This is a genomic window from Nonomuraea basaltis, assembly GCF_005893125.1.
GTDB classification, from domain to species: domain Bacteria; phylum Actinomycetota; class Actinomycetes; order Streptosporangiales; family Streptosporangiaceae; genus Nonomuraea; species Nonomuraea basaltis.
Map to the genome: position 1 here is coordinate 25535 of NZ_VCJS01000097.1, position 21007 is coordinate 46541.

General features: G+C 68.5%; 16 protein-coding genes. 7 read left to right on the top strand and 9 right to left on the bottom strand.

All coding sequences use genetic code 11. From position 1 onward, the window contains the following. Window positions 1-177 precede the first annotated feature (177 nt). On the top strand, window positions 178-1398 hold the full coding sequence (locus EJK15_RS36365) for a cytochrome P450 (RefSeq protein ID WP_206061310.1): 1221 nt from the start codon (window positions 178-180) through the stop codon (window positions 1396-1398). Here the strand turns inward: EJK15_RS36365 and EJK15_RS36370 are convergent, their stop codons facing one another. Beyond that, a complete protein-coding gene (locus tag EJK15_RS36370; RefSeq protein ID WP_138715019.1) occupies window positions 1399-1740 on the bottom strand; it encodes a hypothetical protein in 342 nt (113 codons plus the stop codon). A 31-nt stretch (window positions 1741-1771) separates the two neighbouring features. Continuing rightward, window positions 1772-2125 (bottom strand): hypothetical protein, encoded by a 354-nt coding sequence (locus EJK15_RS36375; protein WP_138715020.1) that lies wholly within the window; start codon window positions 2123-2125, stop codon window positions 1772-1774. A gap of 87 nt (window positions 2126-2212) precedes the next feature. Here EJK15_RS36375 and EJK15_RS36380 point away from each other — a divergent pair, with 87 nt between their 5' ends. After that, complete coding sequence (locus EJK15_RS36380) at window positions 2213-2947, top strand: TetR/AcrR family transcriptional regulator (protein ID WP_138715021.1); 735 nt, start codon at window positions 2213-2215, stop codon at window positions 2945-2947. Between the two features lie 212 nt (window positions 2948-3159). Here EJK15_RS36380 and EJK15_RS36385 read toward each other — a convergent pair whose 3' ends face one another. Further along, a complete protein-coding gene (locus EJK15_RS36385) occupies window positions 3160-3567 on the bottom strand; it encodes a RidA family protein (RefSeq protein ID WP_138715022.1) in 408 nt (135 codons plus the stop codon). Window positions 3568-3710: 143 nt separating this feature from the next. On the opposite strand from EJK15_RS36385, the gene EJK15_RS36390 reads away from it, so the two are divergent. After that, window positions 3711-4091, top strand: a complete 381-nt coding sequence (locus EJK15_RS36390) for a winged helix-turn-helix transcriptional regulator (RefSeq protein WP_138715023.1) — start codon at window positions 3711-3713, stop codon at window positions 4089-4091. Window positions 4092-4353: 262 nt separating this feature from the next. Here the strand turns inward: EJK15_RS36390 and EJK15_RS36395 are convergent, their stop codons facing one another. Further along, complete coding sequence (locus EJK15_RS36395; RefSeq protein ID WP_138715024.1) at window positions 4354-5235, bottom strand: alpha/beta hydrolase; 882 nt, start codon at window positions 5233-5235, stop codon at window positions 4354-4356. Beyond that, a complete protein-coding gene (locus tag EJK15_RS36400) occupies window positions 5232-6083 on the bottom strand; it encodes an MBL fold metallo-hydrolase (protein ID WP_138715025.1) in 852 nt (283 codons plus the stop codon). Before EJK15_RS36400 ends, EJK15_RS36395 begins: the two co-directional genes overlap by 4 nt. A gap of 75 nt (window positions 6084-6158) precedes the next feature. Between EJK15_RS36400 and EJK15_RS36405 the strand changes: the two genes are divergently transcribed. From EJK15_RS36405 to EJK15_RS36420, 3 genes are all read left to right on the top strand, one after another. Further along, window positions 6159-6485: a winged helix-turn-helix transcriptional regulator gene (locus EJK15_RS36405; protein WP_138715026.1), complete on the top strand. Its 327-nt coding sequence runs from the start codon at window positions 6159-6161 to the stop codon at window positions 6483-6485. A gap of 1077 nt (window positions 6486-7562) precedes the next feature. Beyond that, window positions 7563-8684 (top strand): helix-turn-helix domain-containing protein, encoded by a 1122-nt coding sequence (locus EJK15_RS36415; protein ID WP_138715028.1) that lies wholly within the window; start codon window positions 7563-7565, stop codon window positions 8682-8684. Further along, a complete protein-coding gene (locus tag EJK15_RS36420; protein ID WP_138715029.1) occupies window positions 8681-9217 on the top strand; it encodes a hypothetical protein in 537 nt (178 codons plus the stop codon). The genes EJK15_RS36415 and EJK15_RS36420 overlap by 4 nt, the downstream gene beginning before the upstream one ends. A 91-nt stretch (window positions 9218-9308) precedes the next feature. On the opposite strand, the gene EJK15_RS36425 is transcribed toward EJK15_RS36420, so the two are convergent. The 4 genes from EJK15_RS36425 to EJK15_RS36440 form a co-directional block, all read right to left on the bottom strand. Continuing rightward, a complete protein-coding gene (locus EJK15_RS36425; protein ID WP_138715030.1) occupies window positions 9309-10385 on the bottom strand; it encodes a WxL protein peptidoglycan domain-containing protein in 1077 nt (358 codons plus the stop codon). Window positions 10386-10450: 65 nt separating this feature from the next. Beyond that, entirely contained in the window at window positions 10451-11077 is a 627-nt protein-coding gene (locus tag EJK15_RS36430; protein WP_138715031.1) for a hypothetical protein, read from the bottom strand. 96 nt (window positions 11078-11173) lie between these two features. Continuing rightward, complete coding sequence (locus EJK15_RS36435; protein WP_206061311.1) at window positions 11174-14320, bottom strand: family 43 glycosylhydrolase; 3147 nt, start codon at window positions 14318-14320, stop codon at window positions 11174-11176. Between the two features lie 64 nt (window positions 14321-14384). Beyond that, window positions 14385-19124 carry a discoidin domain-containing protein gene (locus EJK15_RS36440; protein WP_206061312.1) on the bottom strand — a complete coding sequence of 1580 codons (4740 nt, stop codon included), beginning with the start codon at window positions 19122-19124 and terminating at the stop codon, window positions 14385-14387. Window positions 19125-19814: 690 nt separating this feature from the next. Between EJK15_RS36440 and EJK15_RS36445 the strand changes: the two genes are divergently transcribed. Then, window positions 19815-20966: an NAD(P)/FAD-dependent oxidoreductase gene (locus EJK15_RS36445; protein WP_240777441.1), complete on the top strand. Its 1152-nt coding sequence runs from the start codon at window positions 19815-19817 to the stop codon at window positions 20964-20966. Window positions 20967-21007: the final 41 nt, after the last annotated feature.

Consider the following 21007-nt stretch of genomic DNA (forward strand, 5'->3'; position numbering starts at 1 on the left):
GCGCCTGATCTGAGGTGTTGGCTCCCTCCTTTGGCTCCCCGGCTCCAGCGAGCCCCGCCAACCGCCGAGTCGTATTCGCATGGCCACAACTCAAAAGAGTGCGTAGCGCGTTACTTTATTTTCGCTGCGATGCCGGGAGAGTGAGAACAGTACGCCCATCATCGCAGGGAGGATGACGTGTCGCTATCCGTGGACCAGGAACCCACTCCCCAGAACGTGCCATTCCTCGATGTTCTGGATCCGGCTTTCGACTTCGGCGCCCCCGAGGTCTTCGCGGCCCAAGCGGAAAGCTGGTACGCGACAAGCCCCATGGGCCTGCTCGTGCTGCGATACGCGCAGGCCAACGACCTCTTACGCGACCGGAGGCTGGACCACAACGGCAAGCGGTTCCTGGAGATGAACGGGATCTTCGACGGTCCGATTTACGAGTGGTTCGTCCCGATGATCGTCAACCACGACGGAGAGGATCACCGCCGCCTGCGCCGCCTGACGAGCAAGGCGTTCACCGCGCGCACGGTGGAGAGTCTGCGGCCGTTCATCCGGGCGCAGGTCGAGCAGCTGACCGAGGGCCTGGCATCGGCCGAGGAGTGCGAGTTCGTCGAGGACTTCAGCACCCGGCTGCCGCTGGCGGTCATGTGCCGGCTGCTCGGCGTGCCGCCCGAGGACTACGACGTCTTCGGCACCTGGACCAGGGACATCGGCCTGGTCTTCAGCCTCGCGGCCGGGGGCGATATCGCCACCAGGGTGGAAGCCGCCGTACGCGGCCTCAACGGCTACGCCGACTTCCTCATCGAGGAGAAGTCGGCCAGGCCCACCGACGACCTCAGCTCCGCCCTGGTCGCGGCCCATCAGGCCGACGACAGCCGCGTCAGCAAGGACGAGCTGCGCAACCTCCTGGTCACGCTCGTGTTCGGCGCCCAGGACAACACCCGGCACCAGCTCGCCAACGCCATGGTCGTCTTCTCCGAGCACCCCGGCCAGTGGACCCTGCTGGGGCAGCGGCCGGAGCTGGCTGCCCAAGCCGTCGAAGAGGTGATGCGCTGGCTTCCCTCGGCGGGCACCATCTACCGCTTCGCCGCCGAGGACTTCGACTACGAGGGACTTCACATCGCGCAAGGCACGTTCCTCACGATGTGCGTGAACGTCGCCCAGCGCGACCCGCGCGCGTACAAGAACGCCGATCAATTCGACATCACGGCCGTCAGGGACAATCCCCCGCTGCAGTTCGGCGCGGGCCCGCACCACTGCCTGGGCTCCGCTCTCGCCCGCGTCGAGATCGGGGAGGCGCTCCCCATCCTCGCCGCCCGGCTGGGCCCGCCCTCCGTCGTGGGGCCGATCACCTGGCAAGGCCCCATCGGTATCCAGGGCCCGGATATGCTACCGCTGCGCTTCGGCTGATCAGTGCCCGCAGCCCCGCCCTCCACCGAAGTGAGCGAGCGGGAGCTGCATGCTCCCTGCGCGGAGCATGCGGGGTCGAGGCCCTCGTGTCAGCCACTCCTCGCGGTAGCGCTTGTAGTTGACGTCGCGGATGTTGACGTCGCGGGTGGTGAACTGGCCGGAGCGGACGTCGGCGGCGGTGACGGCGATCTGCTGGAAGTCCAGGTCGAGCCCATTGCCGTCGCTGTAGCGCGCGATTGGGTCCACTACGGAGCGGGGCACGGCGCGGCCGGTCGGGTCGAAGTCGCCGGCGAAGAGCACGCTCACGGGCTTGCCCGACCCGGCCGCGAGCACGACACCCACGTTCTACCTGTTCGGCAGCGCGTATGGCTTATCAGCCGTCCAGCCGGACGGTGACGGTGACCTGACCCGCTTCGTCACGTCTGGCGACCGCATGCCCGGTGCGGTCGATCCCATCCAGCTGCAGCGATATCGGACCGCCCTCGGCCAAGAAGTTGCGCCACCACAGCTTGGCGTCGGGGAACTGAACGCCGATCGTGACGGTGCCGGCCGCGCGCCGGAAGGCGACGGGTGTGCTGAAGGTGCGTCCCGAGCGGCGCCCCACGTAGGTGACGACCGTGAGGCGTCTGCTGATCAGTCGGCCCCATCGAGGAGAGGAGCGCAACGTCAGGACACAGGAGTTGAAACGGCCGATCGCTCGCTTCGGAAGCGGCCCCTGGTATCGCACAGTACCTCCATCACGACGGGCATCTCTTGCCGGCCAACGTAACACCATAAGTGGAGAGCCTCGTCCGGTTGACCTAAAGTGAGAACCATGAGCGCTGAGACGTCTCGTATGCCGACCGGCCCCGGCGCGGCCGCAGGGTTGCGCGCCGACGCGCGACAGAACCGCGACCGCATCGTGGAGGTCGCCCGCGAACTGTTCGCAGACCACGGACTCGACGTGCCGATGGCCGCGATCGCCCGGCATTCCCACGTGGGGGTCGCGACGCTCTACCGCCGTTTCCCCACGAAGGCATCGCTGGTCACCGAGGTGTTCGCGGATCAGTTCAAGGCATGCGTGTCGGTCGTCGACGACGCACTGGCCGATCCGGACCCGTGGCGCGGGTTCTGCACGGCCATCGAGAAGGTGTGCACCATGCAGGCCGCCGACCGTGGCTTCAGCACGGCCTTCATCGCAGCGTTCCCCGATGCGGTCGACGTCGAACAGGAACGTTACCGCGCCATACAGGGCTTCGCCGAGCTGACGCGACGCGCCAAGGCGACCGGGCGGCTGCGCGCCGACTTCGCGCAGGACGACCTCGCCCTACTGCTCATGGCCAACGGCGGCATCATCACCGAATCCACCGAAGCGGCCCTGGCCGCGTCTCGACGACTCGTCGCCTACATGCTCAGCGCCTTCCGCGCCGAACAGGCCGAGCCCCTTCCACCACCCGCCCCACTCGACCTGCGTGACGTCCTGAACACACCGACCTGCACTCCTCGTCCCGTACCACGGGCCAGCAGGGGACCGACAGGACGTCAAGGAACCAGCGACCGGATTCCCTGAGGCCAGAGCAGGCACGAAACTGCTGAGTGCTCGCTCATCGGCAGAGTCGCGCGGAAAGCGGCACATCCGTACGCCTCGGTGCCATCTGCGGCGGGCGGCCTGCTCTCCCAGCACCTGGCGGCGATCACCATCCGTGATCTTCGGTTACGCGGAATGCCTCACTGAGCGCTGCAGTTGGCCGCTTCGGTGCTCAGTAGGCGAAGAACATCGGTTCAGCCGAGGATCGCGGTGGCCTCGATCTCGACTAGATGGTCGGGGACGTCCAGTGCCGCAACGCCTATCAGCGTGGCCGGCGGGACCGGGGCGACCCCCAGCTTCGCGGCTGCCCGGGAGATGCCTTCCAGGAGCGGGGGCATCTTGTCGGGCGTCCAGTCGACGACGTAGAAGGTCAGTTTCGCCACATCGTCGAAGGAGCCGCCGACCTCGGCCAGGGCGGTGCCGATGTTGAGGTAACTCTGCTCGACCTGTGCGGCGAGGTCGCCTTCACCGATCGTGACTCCCTGGGCGTCCCAGGCGACCTGCCCGGCGATGAAGATCAGCTTCGACCCGGATGCGATCGACACCTGCCGGTAGACATCGATCTTGGGCAATCCGCTGGGGTTGACAAAGGTGATGGCCATGATGCCTGTCTCCTCGTTCTGAGCGCCTGTGGGCTCGCGTCCGCGCCAGCCAAGACGCTCATGCTCTCTTGTGGTTACTCAGAAACCATAGGAGAGTGAATCCTGACATGGAAGAACGCACTTTTCAGTGACTGGAGCACCTTATGGTGACCAAGCAGTTCACGGGCTCACCCGAGGATGCAGACATAGCGCGCGCGGACTCTTTGGCGCGGGAGATCTTCTCGGACGTCGCCAACAAGTGGGCGTTCCTGATCGTCGAGGGTCTCGCTGATCGCACCCTGCGCTTCAGCGAGCTGCGAAACGAGATCGAGGGCATCAGCCACAAGATGCTCACTCTGAACCTGCGCATGCTGGAACGCAACGGCCTGGTCGAGCGCACCGTGCATCCCACCGTCCCGCCGCGGGTCGAATACACCCTCACCGAGCCGGGTCAGGCCCTACGGGCAACGGTCGACAGCATGTGCGGCTGGACCCGCCGTTACATCGGTCACCTCGAGGCTTCCCGCCGCCGCTTCGACGCCTGACCCCTGCGGCCAATCGATCCTTCAGTTCACCTGGCCGATTCTCGGACAAGGGGACAGATGCCGACCGGCTTGTCCTGTTTGGGCCAACTGCCTCTCATCAGAGTTGGCGATTCTCAAAGGATCAACCACGTTGACCTCGGCGTCCTGCGCGACTTGCGGCATGAGGGACGCGTTCGACGCAATGCTCACCAGGCCAGTTGCGACCAACCGACAGGTTCCTAGGCAGCCCAGCAGGCCCGCGGGGCGCTCATCTTCCCGGCTGTCATGGCCTGAGGTAGCGGTGGAGAAAGTCGGCGGTTGCCTGGGCGGCTTGGGTCACGTGCGGTTCGACGTCATAGAGGTCGACGTGCTGATCGGCGTCCAGCCAGAGGATCTCTTTGTCGCCGGGCTTGCGTTCGTAGAGCTCCCGAGCCAGCGTCGGCGAGCAGTAGGCGTCGGTCTTTCCGTGGACGATCAGTAACGGGGTGGCGGCCAGGAAGTCCGCCGCGCCAAGGGCGTCGAAGGTCATCAGGGTGTGGAGCGATCCTCTGGTGACCTCGTTGCGCCAGAAGGGGGAGGCGGACCGGGCGGTGCCGTAGTAGGCGTACGGCTCATCGCCTGTCATCGCGGCCTCGCCGCCGTCAGGCGCCACGGCGGGTACGTACTCGTCGTACCGGTCCAGGAAGCCGCTGATTGCGCAACGGTAGGCGTCGATGCCCATGGTCTGGGCGATCCGAGCCGGGCTGTTGTAGGCGCCCGCGATTCCTGCCACCGCCTTCACCCGGGAGTCCGTGGCCGCGGCCCGTACCGCGTAGCCGCCGCCGAGGCAGACGCCGACCACTCCGATCTGGGCCCGATTCACCTCGGGTCGGCCGGCCAGCACGCCGACTGCGGCCCTCAGGTCGGCCAGTTTTCCCTGACTGTCCTCATGTTGGCGGCGTCCGCCGCTTTCCCCGAAGCCCCGGTGGTCGAAGGCGAGCGTCACGAGCCCAGCCTGAGCGAGGAGCTCGGCGTAGGTACCGAGGACTTGCTCTTTCACCCCGGTGAAGGGGCCGGTGAGCGCGATGGCGGGTAGCGGGTCGTCCGCGTCTGGAACCCGGAGCTCGCCTACCAGCTCGATGCCTTCGCTGCCGAAGGAGATGCGCTCGGCTTTGACAGTGGTCATGAGCCCTCCCCTGCGTCGATTGGTGATGAGGCCGCGAGCTCGGCGGCAACGGCGTCCGCACCCAGGCCGACCAGCCAGTTCAGGGGCGCCCCCGGTAGGAAACGGGTCAGGGTCTGCGTCAGCTCCAGCTTCTGCGCTTCGCTCAGACTCGACGCACCGGCCGCCAAACGCCCCACTGCCTGTCGGTACGTGAGCAGGTACTGCCGCTGCCGGATCAGCAGGCCAGTGTCGCCGGGCGCGCCGTGGCCGGGATAGAGCGGCACCCCGGCCAACTCGTCCACCAGCCGATCGAGCGCACTCAGCCACGCACCCGAATGCCCATCTGCCGTATAGGAGTGCACGCCGTCGAAGGCCAGGTCACCGATGAAGGCATTCCGCTTCTCGCCGGCCTCGACGAGGAGGTAGGAGTCGGCGTGACTTTCGGCGGCTCCGAGGTCATGCACGTGGATCCGCAGCCCGGCGACGTCCAGGGTGCCGCCACCGTCCAGCGGGCGGTCCGGCACCCGGAACCGGTCCGGCCATTCCTCGCCGTAGGTGGGCTGCCACTGCTCCCGCTTGGCGACCGCGGTCTGCTCGATCGTCTTGGCGACCAGTGCTGTCGCATAGACCGGCACGTCGTCGCCCACCACGTACGGCAGCCCGTTGAAGTGATCCGGGTGGGCATGCGTCACGAACGCCGCCACCAGTGGCTTACGCAACGCCACGAGCCGCGCAGCCAGCGCCCGCGCGTCGGACACCAGCAGTCCGGCATCGACAAGCACCACGCCGTCCGCCGTCTCCAGCAGGTAGCTGTTGACGAAGATCCCAGGCTCTGCCGCCGTGTACGTGTGGACCTTAAACTCTGTCATGGCCGAAACACTAGGCGCCCTGATCTTGAACCGGCCAGAAGGCACTTTGAGGTGCCCCTCCACACGGGAGACCCCATGGCACTGGTGATACCCGACGTCCTGGAAGAGAGCTGCGCGACCCGGCAGGCGCTGGAGCGACTGGCCGCCAAGTGGCGAGTCCTGCTGATCTACGCGCTGCTCGCCGGACCGCAGCGGCACGCCGAGCTGCGCCGCAGGCTACCTGGTATCACCCAAAAGGTACTGACCGAGACCCTGCGGGGCATGGAAAGTGACGGGCTGGTCGAACGACGGGTGCTCAAGGACACCGCCCCACAGCATGTCGAGTACGCCCTGACCATACTCGGCCAAACCCTGCGGGAGCCGTTGTCCGCCATCTGCGCCTGGGCGCTGGAGCACCCCTAGCGGCTCCCGCAACAGCGACGTCCGCTCATCGGCATGAGCGCGCGTCTTGCGCGCTGATCTGCCGTTTCGGCCGACGCCCGCCAAATGTCAACACGAGTCGAACCTGCAAGGTTCACCGAGACTTCGGCAACCGCCGTCGCACGACAGTTGTCGCGCCGCTGCTCCCGGGCCTACGCGATTGACATGATCCCTGGGACATCGACGCACAGCAGAACACGTGATGCGATGACCTGGATGTCCGGCACGTCCCAATCGTCTCGACCAACCTGGCGAACGCCGGATCGCAGCTTGATCGACTGACATGATCATTGAGACCGGACAACGAGGAGGCGCACCAATCGATGGGGGCCTAAGGAAGCACACCGAAAGTGCAGAGTTATTCCGGACGGATGCGGCTTCCATCGTTCGGAACTACCTGACATCTTGCAGGTCAGACACTAGCCAGTACGACGATTTCGCCCTGAACGAGACATTCATTGTCCAGTCTGCGCGAACCTCCGGTCCCCGAGGTCATCGCTGGCGTCCCAGACGCGGAGATCCCGTACCTGGTGACACGCTTCGTGTCGGGTGAGCCCGGGGTCGCGACGCTCAAGGCGGCGTCCGAGGTGGGACGGTTGTTGCGCGTCGTGCACTCCCTCCCCGTCAAGGGAGCGGGCTTCTTCGAGGAGTCATCTGGCTTGCCGCCATACGCTGATGAAGAGACATGGGCTGAGCGAGTCGCGGGGCTGGCGGATCGGCTCAACTCGGTCGCCGACGCCGGAATCCTGCCCCCGGCGGTGCGCCGGTTCGTGGCCGACGCCGCCGCCTGGAGGTCCGAACGAGGAGCACGGATGCGGGCTCGCGATCGTCGCGGCATACTCCGAGCGATGGAGCGTCGATCCTTCGCCGGACGGCAAGATCATCTGGTTCGTCTGGTTCGTTTGGTTCGTCTGCGGGAAGCCTAAGCCTTTGAGCGAGCCGTCCGGCGCAGGAGCGCTGAGGTACTTGGGTTTCAGCCGGATCCCGACAGCCGCGCCGATGAGACAATCCCGAAGCGACTCCGTTGCGATTTTCGCAACTGGAGCTTAGAGTGGAGGCATGTGCGGGGAGATCGTGGCACAGCGCGTCCGCCAGCTGATCACAAGAAGTGGCCGGAGCCAAGGCGAGTTCGCGACGCTCGCCGGACTCGACCCGTCGAAGATGTCCAAGTCGCTATCCGGCACCCGAAGGTTCACCTCCCTCGACCTGGCGCGGATCGCCGAACTCGGTGACGTGACGGTTGACTGGTTGCTCGGCGCCGATGAGACTCCTGCGTTGGCGGGGCGGCTCTCGTCCCCGCTGGGCAGTTCTGTGGAGAGTGCCATGCAGGAGGCCGATCGGCTCACTCAGCTCCGCGCGGACCTCGCCTTCCTCGGTTACAAGCAGCACGTCACCCTCCCCCAAACCACACCCGTGGGCAGTTGGTGGGTAGGGCAGGGGCAACAACTTGCCGCTTGGGCCCTCGACCAGGCATGCGCTGCCGGAGCCGATCCCAGCCACACACGCGATCTCGCCGAGTTGATCGAGACCGTTTTTGGGATCGATGTGGCGATTAGCGAGCTGCCTGATGGTTTCGACGGTCTGGCCTCCAGCAGAGAGCACCGCCGGCTCATTGTCGTCGGGACCTCGACGGTCCCCAGCCGTCAGCGTTTCACGCTCGCGCATGAGCTGGGGCACGTATTGGCCGGCGACGATCAAGGCCTGCTGGTAGAGGCCGACGTTTACGACAAGCGTCATAGCCGACAGTCCTCCGAGATCCGAGCGAACGCCTTCGCCACCGCCTTTCTCCTACCGGAAGCGCTGCTGAAGTCGGAGACGAGCGGCACGGCCTGGACGGATGAGTCCTTCGCCAAGCTCGTCTTCCGATGGTGGGTTTCACCCAGCGCGCTGGCCTGGCGACTGCACAATGTGAGCCTGATTTCCAAAGATCTCCGCGACCGGTTCCGCGGCATGACCACCGAGTCCGCGGCTCTGCTCGCCGGCGAGCTGGGTTCGTTCACTGAGTGGATCGACGCCGCCTCCCGCTGCCGGATTCCGCAGTTGCTGTTGCGCGACACATTCCAGGCCTACCTCGACGGCACCTCGACCCTGCGCCCTTTCTCCAACCTGATCGGCGAGGATAGCGAGACCATCCGGCAGGCTCTTGAACAAGCCGGAGAGGAACCTCCCCTGACGTCATGACCTGGTACTGGTTCCCCGACAACACCGTGCTGTGCAACTTCGCCGCAGTGTCACGCCTACGGCTCCTGGAGGAGATTCTCCGCGGCAGGGGACGCTGGGTTGAGGCCATCGAAGCCGAGGCGAGCAAGTCGAAGGCCGTCTTCCCGGAACTGAACACGGTCGCTCAGGACGGTTGGCTGGGCGAACCTATCGAGATCAAGAATCTGAACGAAAGCCGCCAGGTCGAGCAGGTACGCCGTGCGGTGTTCGGCGGTTCGCTCCATAAGCCGACGCAGCACCTGGGCGAAGCACAGACGTGCCACGTCATTCTCAACTGGCCGCAGTTCCGCGGATCCTTCTGGATCACGGACGATCGGGACGCCGGGGAGTATGCCCGCAGGCAGGGCATCACTACACGGGACACCATGGACCTGTTCTGCGAAGCGATCGTCGAAGGGCTCTGTACCACCGACGAGGGCTTCAAGCTGCTGCATGAGATGGTTCGCCTGGGCCGCCATCTCCGTCTGCCGAACCGCCCTGCTGATCTGCGCTAGCGGGGGTGTCGGAAGCCCCGATCCCACGTGGGGCGCTTCGGCCGGGACACGCGCCCAGGGCCGGGCCGCTCGGTGCCGGGCGAGCGTGCGATCACGCTCGGCGATCATCGGCGTTCTGGGTGGACTGCTGACGAGTGTCCATTTCCCGGCCCTCGGCGCGCCCCTCGTCCCGGGCGCGGGCGAGGAGTTCCGCGAGCCGCCGCCGGCGTCGCCGCGTGATGGCTCGGAAGGCGAGGACGAGGGCTCCGAGGGCGGCCACGAGGGCCAGTTGCGGCCAGGGCGGGGACCAGACGGTCACGGTAGCCGACGTGTGCTGGATCGCGGCGCCGGCCGGGGCGCCGTCGCGGACGGAGGGCGTCACGTCGACGCTCGTGCGGAGCGGTCCCAACGCCCAGACTCCCTCGACGCGGGCCTCGACCGCTCGGCTGCCGCCCGGGAACATCTCCTCGACGTCGGCCCCGGCATGGCGTTCGAGGAGGCCGAACAGTTCGGTGACCGTCACCCGGCCGGTGCCGGTCACCGCCACGTTGCCGGCGCTCTTCGTGGTGTACCTGACCCGGATGGTGCCGGCCGAGAAGGGGTTCCAGGAGTGCTCGTACGTGGCGGTGAGATCGTTGACGGCCACAGTCGCCGTGATCGTGCCGGTGGTCCGCATCATGACCCGGAACCCGACCCGGCCCTCGACGGCGACCGTCCCCTGCGTGCTGGTGACTGCCGCGGCGATGCCGGCCGGGTGGTCTCCCGGCATGGCGTCTCGGGGCACGGTGATGGTGAACGGCACCACTTTCGTCTCATTGGCCCCGACGGTGACCTTGTCCTGTACCTGGATCCAGGTGCCGCCGTCCACCGACGGCCGGTTGGACGGGAGCATGTTGAAGCGTCCCTTGTCGGTGAGGTAGCCGTCGGCCGCCTTCAGGGAGAAGTCGGCGGCGCCGTCGCTGAGGTTCCGCACCGCCAGGTGCTCGGTCACCACCTGACCCGGGTCGAGCGTGAGCTCGATCCAGCGGCGGCCGTCCGGGCCTTGCTGGCCGGCCGGCTGGACCGTCCAGGTGAGCGTCGGCTTGGCCGGTTCCGCCACGGCACCGGTGGGCGCGATGGGCACGGCGAGGAGCACCGCGGCCAGCACGGCGAGCAGCCGCGGCAGCGCCCGCGGCAAGGTTCGAATCATGGCGAGGTCCTTCGACGTAGGGGGTGCGGTGGGGGGCCGCGGCGCCGCGGCCCCCCACCAGTGCGTCATTCGAACAGGGATAGGGTCAACGTCGAGGTGTACGAGCCGGCAGCGACGTCTGCCGGGGTGCGCAGGAACAGGTTCGCGTTGACGGAGAACGAGCCGCCGGCGACGGTCCCGGAGTCGAACGTCGACACCAGCAGCTCCTGGTCGACCAGACCGACGTTGTTGCCGGGCTGGGTCGGCTCGTCGAGGACGGTCACCACCTCCTCGCCTTCGGTGACCAGACCGGTGCCGCCCCCGTCGAGCAGGCGCGGCTTCCAGCCGAGGTGGCCGGCGCTGATCGGCGCCTGACCGGCGTTGCCCGCGAATTCGGTCGCGCTGCCCAGTACGGCCCACGCGGCGCCGCCGGGCACCTCCTCCCGCGTACGGGTGTCGGTGACCGTCACCGTCGGCAGGGTGCCGGCGAACTGGCGGGCCTGCAGCGTCGAACCGTCCTCGGACAGCGCGACGGAACCGTCGGCGATCGACAGGGCGAGCACGCCCGGTTGCTTGATCTCCTCGATGTCGACCGTCACCTGTACGTCGGCGCTGTTGTCGGGATCGGGATCGGCCAGGGCCGGCGACTGCAGCGCCGTCGTCGCGGCCAGGACGGCACCCGCCGCGACCAGCCACTTGCGATAAGTGCTCATGCGATGCTCCGTTGTCCTTCATGGTTGGTGGAATGGGTGGAAGTCAGGCGGTGCGAGTGACGCCGAGAAGTCAGGTGGTGCAAGTGACGCCCGAAATCAGGCGGTGCAGGTGGCGGCGGGGAAGTCCGCGGGGTGGACGGTGGTCACCTCCTTGCCGTCCACGGTCCCGGTGGCGCGGACGGTTACCGAGCCGGCCGCGACCGAGGCCGCCCGGGTGGCGAACGACTGGTAGGCGTTGGCGCCCGGCGCGACGTTCGCGAACGTCCGCTCGCCGTACGCGGTCTCCAGCGCGAGCGTCACCGGCGCCTCGTGGTCGTTACGCGCCTGCACGCTGACGTACGCCTTGCCGGCGAGGCAGCGCGCCTGGACGGTGACCGTGACGGGCACCTCGGCCGGCCCGGTGCCCGGGTCGTCGGCGAAGACCCGCCATTCCGTGATCGCGACCGCGGAGTAGGTGGTGCCGTTGCCGTTGGCCTGGACCACGGCCCGCACCCGGGGCGTGGTGACCGGGTCGAAGGTGACGTTGTTGAACGCGGTCGTGCTCGTGCCGTACGCGGATGCGCCGGTCACGTCGCGCCAGGCCGAACCGGCCTCGTCCCAGTACTGCAGCACCCACCCGTCGGGTTCGGCGACGCCATCGCCGGTGCCGGGGCCCGAGTCCCGCCAGAACTTCAGTTCCGTTCCGGTGATCCGCACGGGGCGGGCCCATGCGTACTGGACCCACTGGGTCGCCGGCCGGGTGCCGGACCAGGTGCCCCAGATCTGAGCCTGGCTTGGGTTCGACGGGTCGGCACCGTCGTTGAGGGCGGTGAGGCTGTTCCAGCCCGCCGTGTAGGAGGCGGTCGGGGTCGCGATGGGTCCGATGTTGCCGGTGAGCGGCCCGGACAGGTCCGCCGGAATGGTGACCGTCTTGGCGGTCTCCAGGTTCCCTGCCACGTCGAGCGCGCGGAACGACACGGTGTGCCGGTTCGAGTCGGGCGCCGCGACGGCACCGGTGTACGCGGTCCACGCACCCGTGCCGATGGCGTACTCGATGCGGCCGATCCCGGAGGTCGCGTCGTTCGCGGTGACGGTGACCGCCCGGGTGGTGCCGTTCACGGCGGCCGTGCTGACCGGCGCTGTGGCGTCGATGCGTACGGAGAGATTCGCGGCCGCCGAGACGTTGCCCGCCCGGTCGGTCGCGGTCGCCGTGACGGTGTGCCGTCCGTCCTCGGAGACGTTGACGTCGGTGTGCCGCACGTCCCGCGCGACGACCGGCTCGCCGTCGTCCACCGTGGACTCGATCGTCAGGCGGCCGCCGCGGTCGTCGGCACCGGCGACGCGCACCCGCACCGCGGAGCGGAACCAGCCCGCGCCACCCGCGCTGCCGCTGGGCGTGAGCGTCACCGTCGGCGGGGTCTCGTCCCCCTCGGTGTCGCCCGGCGAGACGACCCTGACCTCCGCGGAGACGCGGCCGGCGGCGTAGCCGAGCACGGTGCCCCGGAGCGTGAAAGTGCCGGGTTCCGCGACGTGCTCCGGCTCCACGGGGTCCCAGAAGACCGGGACCTGGAGCGTTTCGCCGCCGAAGGACACGGCGACGGTGCCGGGCACCTCCTGCTCGCCCACCTCGACCGTCATCGCCGGTGGTGTGACGGACTCCGGCTGCGCGGCGAGGATCTTCCACTCCTCGACCGCCACCGCCGAGTAGGTGCTGCCGTTGGTGGACGCGTCGAACACCGCGCGGACCTGCGTGGTGGTGACCGGGTCGAACGTGGTGTTCTGGAAGCCCTGCGTGCTCGTCGGGTAGCCGCTCGGGTCCGGCACGTCGGCCCACTGCCCGGTGCCGAGGTCCCAGTACTGGATGCGCCAGCGGGCGGGTGCGGCGACACCGACGCCGCTGCCCTGCGGCTGGTCGTTCCAGAAGTCGATCTGCGAACCGGAGATCCGCATCGGCTGGTCCCACGTGTACTGCACCCACTGCTGCGGCGGGTTGTTGCCGGTCCAGGTTCCCCACATGTCCGGCGGCAGCGGGTTCGACCGGACGATCTCGTCGTTGAGCGCCTTTACCCAGTACTGCGTGGGCACGGGCTCGTTCGAGACGGTGACCTTCGCCTCCTGCGCGATGTTCGGCCGGGGCGTGAGGTCGCGTCCCTTGACGGGCGTCGGCGTGACGAGCTTCATCCGCGGCGGCGTCTGCGTGTCGTCCCACTCGACCCGGTCGATCGCCACCGAACGGCGGAAGTGGCCACCGCCCACGGCGTCGGCGGTGTGGTATGCGAGATACCACTCGCCGTTGAACTCCAGGATTCCCGGGTGGCTCGTCGTCGAGGAGACCGGCCGGAGCACGGTGTCCCGGTAGGTCCACGGTCCCTCGGGCGACGAGGCCGTCGCGTAGGCGATGCAGGCATGGTAGTTCGCCGGAGTGCACGCCGAGGTCGGGCCGGCGTTGTTCCCGGCGTACGCCAGGTAGTAGGTGCCGTTGCGCTTGAAGATCCAGGGCGCCTCGAAGAAGCCGGTCAGGCCGGTGACGGAGCGCTGGGTGCCGACCGGGGTCTTCATGTCCTGCTGGAACTCCAGCATCCGCGCCTGGCCGAACGTGCCCCAGTAGACGTACACGCGCTGGTTGGGGGCCTGGCCGTCGATGAGGATGGTCGGGTCGATGTTCTGGATGGTGTTCGACGTGGGCACGCGCTGGGAGATCAACGGCCCGCCCACGTGGTCGGCCCACGGTCCGGTCGGTGTTTCCGAGACGGCCACCCCGATGGCGAACCGGTCCGGCGCGGTGCTGTCGCGCTCGCTGACCGAGACGTACCAGTAGTAGCGCCCGTCCACGCCCTGGATCACCTGGCTCGCGTACGCGCGTCCCGGCGTGGCCCAGGAGAAGACCTGCTCCGGGCGCATCAACGACGGATAGTGGGTCCACTGACCGGCTTGCACGTCCGTGGTACGGAACGCGCCCCACTGGTTCATGATGAAGTCGTTCGTGGCCGGCCCGGCCTCGTCCCGGCCGGTGTAGATGTAGAGCTCGTCGCGGCCGCTCTCGTTGCCGGGAGCGCCGGCCGGCACGACGACCGGCGCCGGGTCGGCCGAGTAGTAGCTGCCGTCGCCGAGGATGGGATTGCGGGTGTTGGTGAACGTGTGCGAGTCGGCGGCGTAGGCCGGCGCGGCCAGGCCGCCGACGAGGAGGCCGGCGGCCGCCACGGCGGCGGCTGCCCTGCGTAACCGTCGGCGCGGCGCGGCGCCGCGCCCGATGAGGGTGTTCACGGTGGTGAAGTCCTTACTCGTGCGGGTGGTTGCGGCGCCGGTGCGACGCCGCAACCACGAAGGGCTAGCGACAGCTGAGCGCGCTGAACGGCGCCTCGAATTGCGCGGTCACCGGCTGCCCGTCGACGGTTCCCGTGGCCTTCACCGTCGCGGTGCCGGCCGGCACCGTCTTGGCGCGGGTGTTGAACGCCTGGTAGGCGGACTTCCCGGGAGCGACATCGGACACCGTCCGCGAGCCGTACGGCGTGACCAGCTCGATGGCGAGCGGCACGTCGTCGTCGTTGCGGGCGTTGACCGAGACGTAGACGTTGGTGCCGGTGCACTGCGTGCGCGCCTGGACCTCGACGTCCCACGTCGGTGCCGAGCCGCCGTCGCCGACGGTCAGGGTCAGCGTGGTCCGGGTGGCGCCGGCCTCGCTGACGTAGTCGGGCAGGATCAGGTCACCGATGACGGTGTAGCGGCCGGGGGTTTTGACGATGTTCGCGTCGAACCGCCAGTTGACGCCGATGGCCTGGTTGTCCCGGGACCCGTCGTTGTACGAGACCTCCACCTTGTCCGGCAGGTAGGGCAGCTCCCCCACCTCGACGGTCTGCTGGAACGTCTCGGCGCCCTGGATCGAGATGCCGCCCTGGGACATCTCGGGCCGTACGTAGATCCGGGCCTCGGCGATCAGGCCGTAGGCGTCGTTCGTGCCGTAGACCACGAACGGGTCGACGTTGGGCTCCGCGACCATCTCCGGCGTGATCTCCTGCCAGGTGAACCCGATGGTGCCGCGGGCGCCGCCGGCGTAGACCCCGTCGAGCACGCTCGGCAGGGTGGGCACCTGGCCCACGCCTGTCCGCATGAGCACCGGCGAGCGCACCGAGTCGACGGTCTCGCCGTTGGCCCGCCAGCGCAGCACGCCCGTGCCCGCGCCGCCGCTCATGACGCCCCAGATCCGGATGCGCAGCCGGTTGGTCGTGATCGGTTCGAAGTCGAAGTGGTTGTAGGCGTTGGTGACCAGGCCGTCGGCGTACGTGGACCCGTTGGCGAGCGTGACGGGGGTCCAGTCGGTCCCGTTCGCAGAGGTCTCGATGGCGTACGTCGTGGCCGTGGGCCGGCGGGTGCCGCCGTTGTCGTCGTACCAGTAGATGTCGGTCGACGACAGCCGCACCGGCGAGGTCCACTGATACTGGATCCACGCCGCCTGCTGCGTGCTGGTGCCGTTCTGCGTCTGGCCCCAGGTGCCCCAGCCGTTGCCGGCACCCGGGTTCGAGCTGCTCGGGTTGGTGGCCTCGTTGACCCGCTGATGGTTCTCCCACGACGCGGTGCCGCTGGTCGTGATCGTCGCCGAGGAGCCGAACTCCGCGACGACCTCCCGCTTGGCGAGCGTCACCGCCACGGTGGCCGCCGACCGCTTCTCGCCGTCGTCGGCGAAGAACCGGAACACGTAGTCGCCGGCGACCGTGCCGGTCACCCGCGTCGACAGCGCTTGCGGGTCGGCGAAGATGACGCCCGCGCCCTGCGGCGCCGAGACGGTCTCCCAGCCGAACGTGAGCTCGTCGTCGTAGGGGATGCCGTCGTCCGAGGCCGTGCCGATCAGCTTGGTGGACAGGTTGCCGTCCGCGGAGCCGTCGCGCGCGGCGGTGACGACGGGCGCCTGGTTGGTGACGGCGGGCACGTCGCGCCCCGAGTCGAACACCTGGATCTCGGAGATCGCCGTGAAGAAGGTCGGGTTGTTCGTGAACGCGATGCGCAGCTTGTCCGACGTCACGGTCTGGAAGAGCGCCTCGTTGAACTTCGCCGCGGGCACGGTCGGGTTCTTGAACTGGCCCGGCACCTCCTTCCAGCCGCCCTTGCCGTCAGGCACCTGGATCCACCAGCGCGCGGGCTCACGGTAGCCGCCGGCCTGACGGTCGCTGACGAAGTACACCTTCACGTTGTCGAAGGACTTGGCCGACTTCAGGTCGAGCTCGACGTAGCCGTTCTTCTCGGTCGTGCCGTAGTTGCCCCAGTACGGCTCGTTGGCGGTGGCGCCGTCGGTCACGGCGGCGAGCGACGCCGGCCGCTCGGTCTCCTTGATCGCGCCCGGCGTGTAGTTCATCGAGGTGGTGCTCCAGCCGGGCGTGTGGAACTGCCGCCACGGCGTCGGCCGCACGCCCTGCTGGGTGTACGACGAGCCCAGGCCGGCGCCCGCCGCCAGGTTCGGCGCGTCCTCGGTGAGGTCGATGCCGGCCGTCTTGAGGTACTCGACGACGCGGTCGTCCTGGATCGGGGTGTCCACCGCGCTCGGGAAGTCGGTCCCGCTCGTCGCGGTGAAGGTGACGGTCAGGCCGTTCTCGGCTTGGACCTGGTTGGTCTTCGGGTCGTAGGTGAGCTTGCCGAGCTTGTCGGTGCTGACCTTCTTCGCGCCGTTCATGAACAGGCTGTAGCCCGCGCCCAGGCCGTACTTGCTGCCGTCGGGGTCCCAGACGATCGTGACGTCCTGCCCGTGGTAGCGAAGGTTGTTGGCCATGAAGTGGTCGTAGCCGAGGTTGATCGGCCACAGCTCGATCTTGTCGTCGGACCGGGGCTGGAGGCCGGCCATGTCCTCGACGAAGATGTGGTTCATGTTCCCGAGCATCACGTGGTTCGGGTTGTTGCGGTTGTACGCCTTCGTGGTCGGGTTCCAGTTGGAGTAGTACTCCGCCTGGTTCGGCACGCGCAGGTCCGCGTCAGGGTAGGTGCTCCAGGCCATCCAGTTCAGCAGGCGCTTGGCGTATTCCGGAGTGATGTACTTGTGCTCCGGGTCGTAGTGGCGCAGCGCCGAGCGGACACCGCGGTACTGCACGGTGAAGTTGATGTTGGAGAAGTTGTTGGAGCCGCCGATCCCGTAGGCCGACCGGTCGTACTGGTTGGCCGTGTAGAACGGGAAGATCGGGAAGTTGTCGCCATAGGTCAGGAAACGGAACCCGTCGACGTACTTCTGCCACTGGTCGAACGGGATGAGGTTCTGGGCGTAGACGTCGTAGAGGTTCGACTCCTTCGCCGGGATCAGGGTGCGGGCCGACGCGGGCAGCGGGTTGGGCCGGCCGTTGGAGCTGGCCGCGCTGGTGGCTCCGTGCGACGTCCCGGCCAGGAACATCCGCATGTCGGGGCTCCACAGGCGGTTGAGGATCGCGTCGCGGACGCCGTCGGCGCTCGCCTTCATCTGGTCGGCCTTGGCCGGGTCGGCGCCGGAGATCTGGTAGAGCTTGCCGGCGGCGTCGAACGCGCCCCACACGTACGCCGACTCGGGACGCTCGATCGTCCGCGCGCCGGGTTCGCCGGCGTCGGACTTCGGGAAGCCGAAGGAGATCGCGTCGGCGTCGTTGCCCGGCATGTAGTTGGTGTCGTACGCGATGAGCTTGTCTTTGTTGCCGTCGTAGTGCTCGAGCTGCCCGACGCCGTCGCCCTCGAAGTAGCGGGCGAACCTGTTGGCGACCCCCTTGCCACCGCCGTGCACGTTGTAGGCCTCGAGCCCGGCGGTGCCGATGTACTGCGAGTAGTGGTTGTTCCAGCTCGTGTGACCCGGGCTGTCCAGGAAGGTGGAGGAGCCGGACAGCTCGCCGATGTTGAGGATCTGCCCGTACGGCAGGTAGGGCGTACGCAGCCACTTGGTGTCCTGCAGGTGCATCGGCTGGGTCAGCGCGACGGCGTTCTGGTAGAGGTTCACCCCCTCGATCGTCGTCGGATACTGGTACACGTAGCCGGGCGCGTGGGCGTCCAGGCTGTTGTAGCGCTCACCCCACCAGCGGTAGACGATGGCCTTCTCGATGGCGGGGTCGGGGACGTCGATGTACGGGACGTCCTGTGCCCAGCGGCGGTTGAACTCGGTGATGCCGGTACGGATCGCGTTGCTCGGCGACATCGCGGCGTACTTCTCGTAGCTCTCGACGGTCTTGGGCAGGGTGGCAGAGGAGACCGCGCCGACGACGGAGAGCGAGATCTTGCCCCCGGCGGGCACGGTGACCTGGCGGTCCAGGTTGGTCCCGTTGCGGGTGAAATCGGCGCCGGTGAGGCTGATGTTGACCGTGTTCCACGGGGTGTCGACGAGGCCGTTGTTGGAGCCGCTGGTGATCGTGCGGGTGCCGGTGAGTTCGGTTTCGCCGTTCCCGGCCTGCGTGGCCAGCGGTGACGCGGCGCGAACGGTGAACGTCGCCGCCGAGTCGCCCGGGTTGGTGAAGTCGATGGCGGTCACGGCGACGTTGTCGTACGTGATGAACTTGGCCAGGTCGGCGGTGACTCCAGTGGTCCCGATCGTGTACCGGCCCTTGGCGTGGCTCGGTGCGTTGAACCGGTCCGCGCCGACCTCGGCGACCGTCTGCCCCGGCACGGTGACGGTGTAGAGGTTGCCGAGGTTGTTGGGCCCGCCGACGAAGGCGTTGCCGGCGAACCCCATGACGGTGAAGTTGTTGTTGCCGGCGCCGCGCATGTACAGGGAGCGGCCCCGGGTCATCAGCACCGCCGCGCCGAGTGTGCCGCGGACGCCGAGGACGCGGTCGAGGTAGTAGTCCGTGCCCCCGGCGGCGAGATCCTTGTCGAAGATGGACTGGTGCATGCTCGACGCGGTGTACGGGACGCCGGGCTCCAGCCGCTCGGCCACCTCGGCGACGTTGGTGTAGACCGGATCCCCGATCTCCATGACGTGGTGTTGCCCGTCGGTGTAGACGCCCACGTCGCCCTCGTTGCCCGGAAGGACCGGGCCGTCGGCGTGCGCGGCGGACGGCAGGCCGACGAGCCCGCCCGCCACGAGAGCGGTGAGGACTGCCCACGTGGGCGCCCGTCCTAAGCGGCTGATGATCATTCACTCCTCCTTACAAAAATGGGATAAATGTGGGGCTTTGCCGGTATGTGCACTGGCGATCAATGTCCGTGGAGCTGTCGCTGGAGGGTCCTTGGGGTGGCCGCGACGGCCGAGGGCGGCGACTGCACTGGATGTGAGCGCTAACAAAGCGGATTGGGCAAGACGTCCGCGTACCGGGACCTCCTTGGCCCGTCCTCGGGGGTGTGCGGCCGTCCGGCGCCGGCCTGGCCGGCGCCGTCTCGACGTCGAGTTCGACGAGCCCGTCCACCGCGCGCTCGACCGGCTCGCGCGGCGGACCAGCGGTCCGCGCTCGAGGGCACGTGGCTTCATGGCCCCCCTTCCGATATGCCTCGACGTGAGGTCCGAAACTACCTAAAAGGTTTTCGAAACCTAGAAGAAACCTGCCGCGCTGTCAATGATCGAAGGCCCGGTCGACAGGCAAAGGCCACGCGGCATGCGGCAAGAAAGGGTTTTCGGCAGAGGATGACCAGGCGACCATAACCGACGTGGCCCCCTCACCGGCCGGTCCATGGCGACCGCGGCCGCCCGACGGTCTCGACCCGCTCAGCGCGTCACTTCCGTTCGCCATCCCCCATCCCCGTCACGATGCGACCGCACAGCCAAGAACGGCGCGAATTCCGGCGGGACGTGATGAGTTTCCGATCGTGCGTGCGGTGGGACAGACCTCGCATGGGCGACATGTGGGACGTGGCGATCGTGGGAGCGGGACCGGCGGGCTCGGCGGCGGCGCTGCGGGCCGCGCAACTACGCCCGGAGCTGCGCGTGCTCCTGCTGGACAGGGCCGACTTCCCCCGTGACAAGCCGTGCGGCGACGGCATCGCCGCCCACGGGCGCGACGAGCTGGCCCTGCTGGGGCTGCCCGCGCTCATCGACGACTACCGGCCCACTCCCCGCCTGACCGTGGTCTCGCCGGGCGGGGTGCGGGTCTCCGCCGAGGCCGCGCGGCCCAATCACGTGGTGCCGCGCCGGGTGTTCGACGCTCGCCTGGTGGCCGCCGCGCGGGCCAGGGGCGTCGAGGTACGCCGCCACCGCGTCAAGGATCTCGTCTTCGACGGGTCCGGGGTGATCATCGACGGGCGGCTGCGGGCCCGTACGGTGGTGGCCGCCGACGGGGCCGGCTCGGTCGTGCGCCGCCTGATCGGCCTGGCCGCCGCCGCCGAGAAGCACACCGCCATCGCCGTGCGCGGCTACGCCGACGTGCCCGAGGAGGACGATGTCCAGCTCATCGCCATGCAAAAGGCCGGCTGGCCGGCCTACGCGTGGTCGTTCCCCATCGGCGACGGCACCGCGAACGTCGGCTTCGGCATGTTGCTGCCCCGGCTGCGCGCGGCGGGGGCGCCCGGACGTCAGGTGCTGCACGGCAGGCTCGCCGAGCTGCTCCCCGACCGGCCCGCCCGCGATCTGCGCGCCCACCACCTGCCGCTCTCGACCGGCCGGCCGACGCCCGGTGCCGGCCGGGTCCTGCTCGCCGGTGACGCCGCGGGGCTGATCAACCCGCTCACCGGCGAGGGCATCTACTACGCGCTGCTGTCCGGACGGCTGGCGGCCGAGGCGGCGGTGGAGTCGCCGGGCGATCCGCTGGCGCTGTACCGGGGCAAGCTGCGCGCGGCGCTCGGACGGCACCTGCGCACCACCGACGTGCTGGCCCGGCTGGCCCAGTCCCCCGGTTTCATCGACGCGGCGATCGAGACCGCCGTGCGCCGCAAGGAGGTGTTCGACCTGCTGGTGGAGGTGGGGCTCGGAGCCGGGACGGTGCCCGCGCCGCTCGCGCTGGCCGTGGGGATGCGGTGGCTGCGCGGATCCCTGCGCGCCGGGCGGTGAGCGGTGAGCGGTGAGCGGTGAGCGGGGCGTGGGGCCTGGGG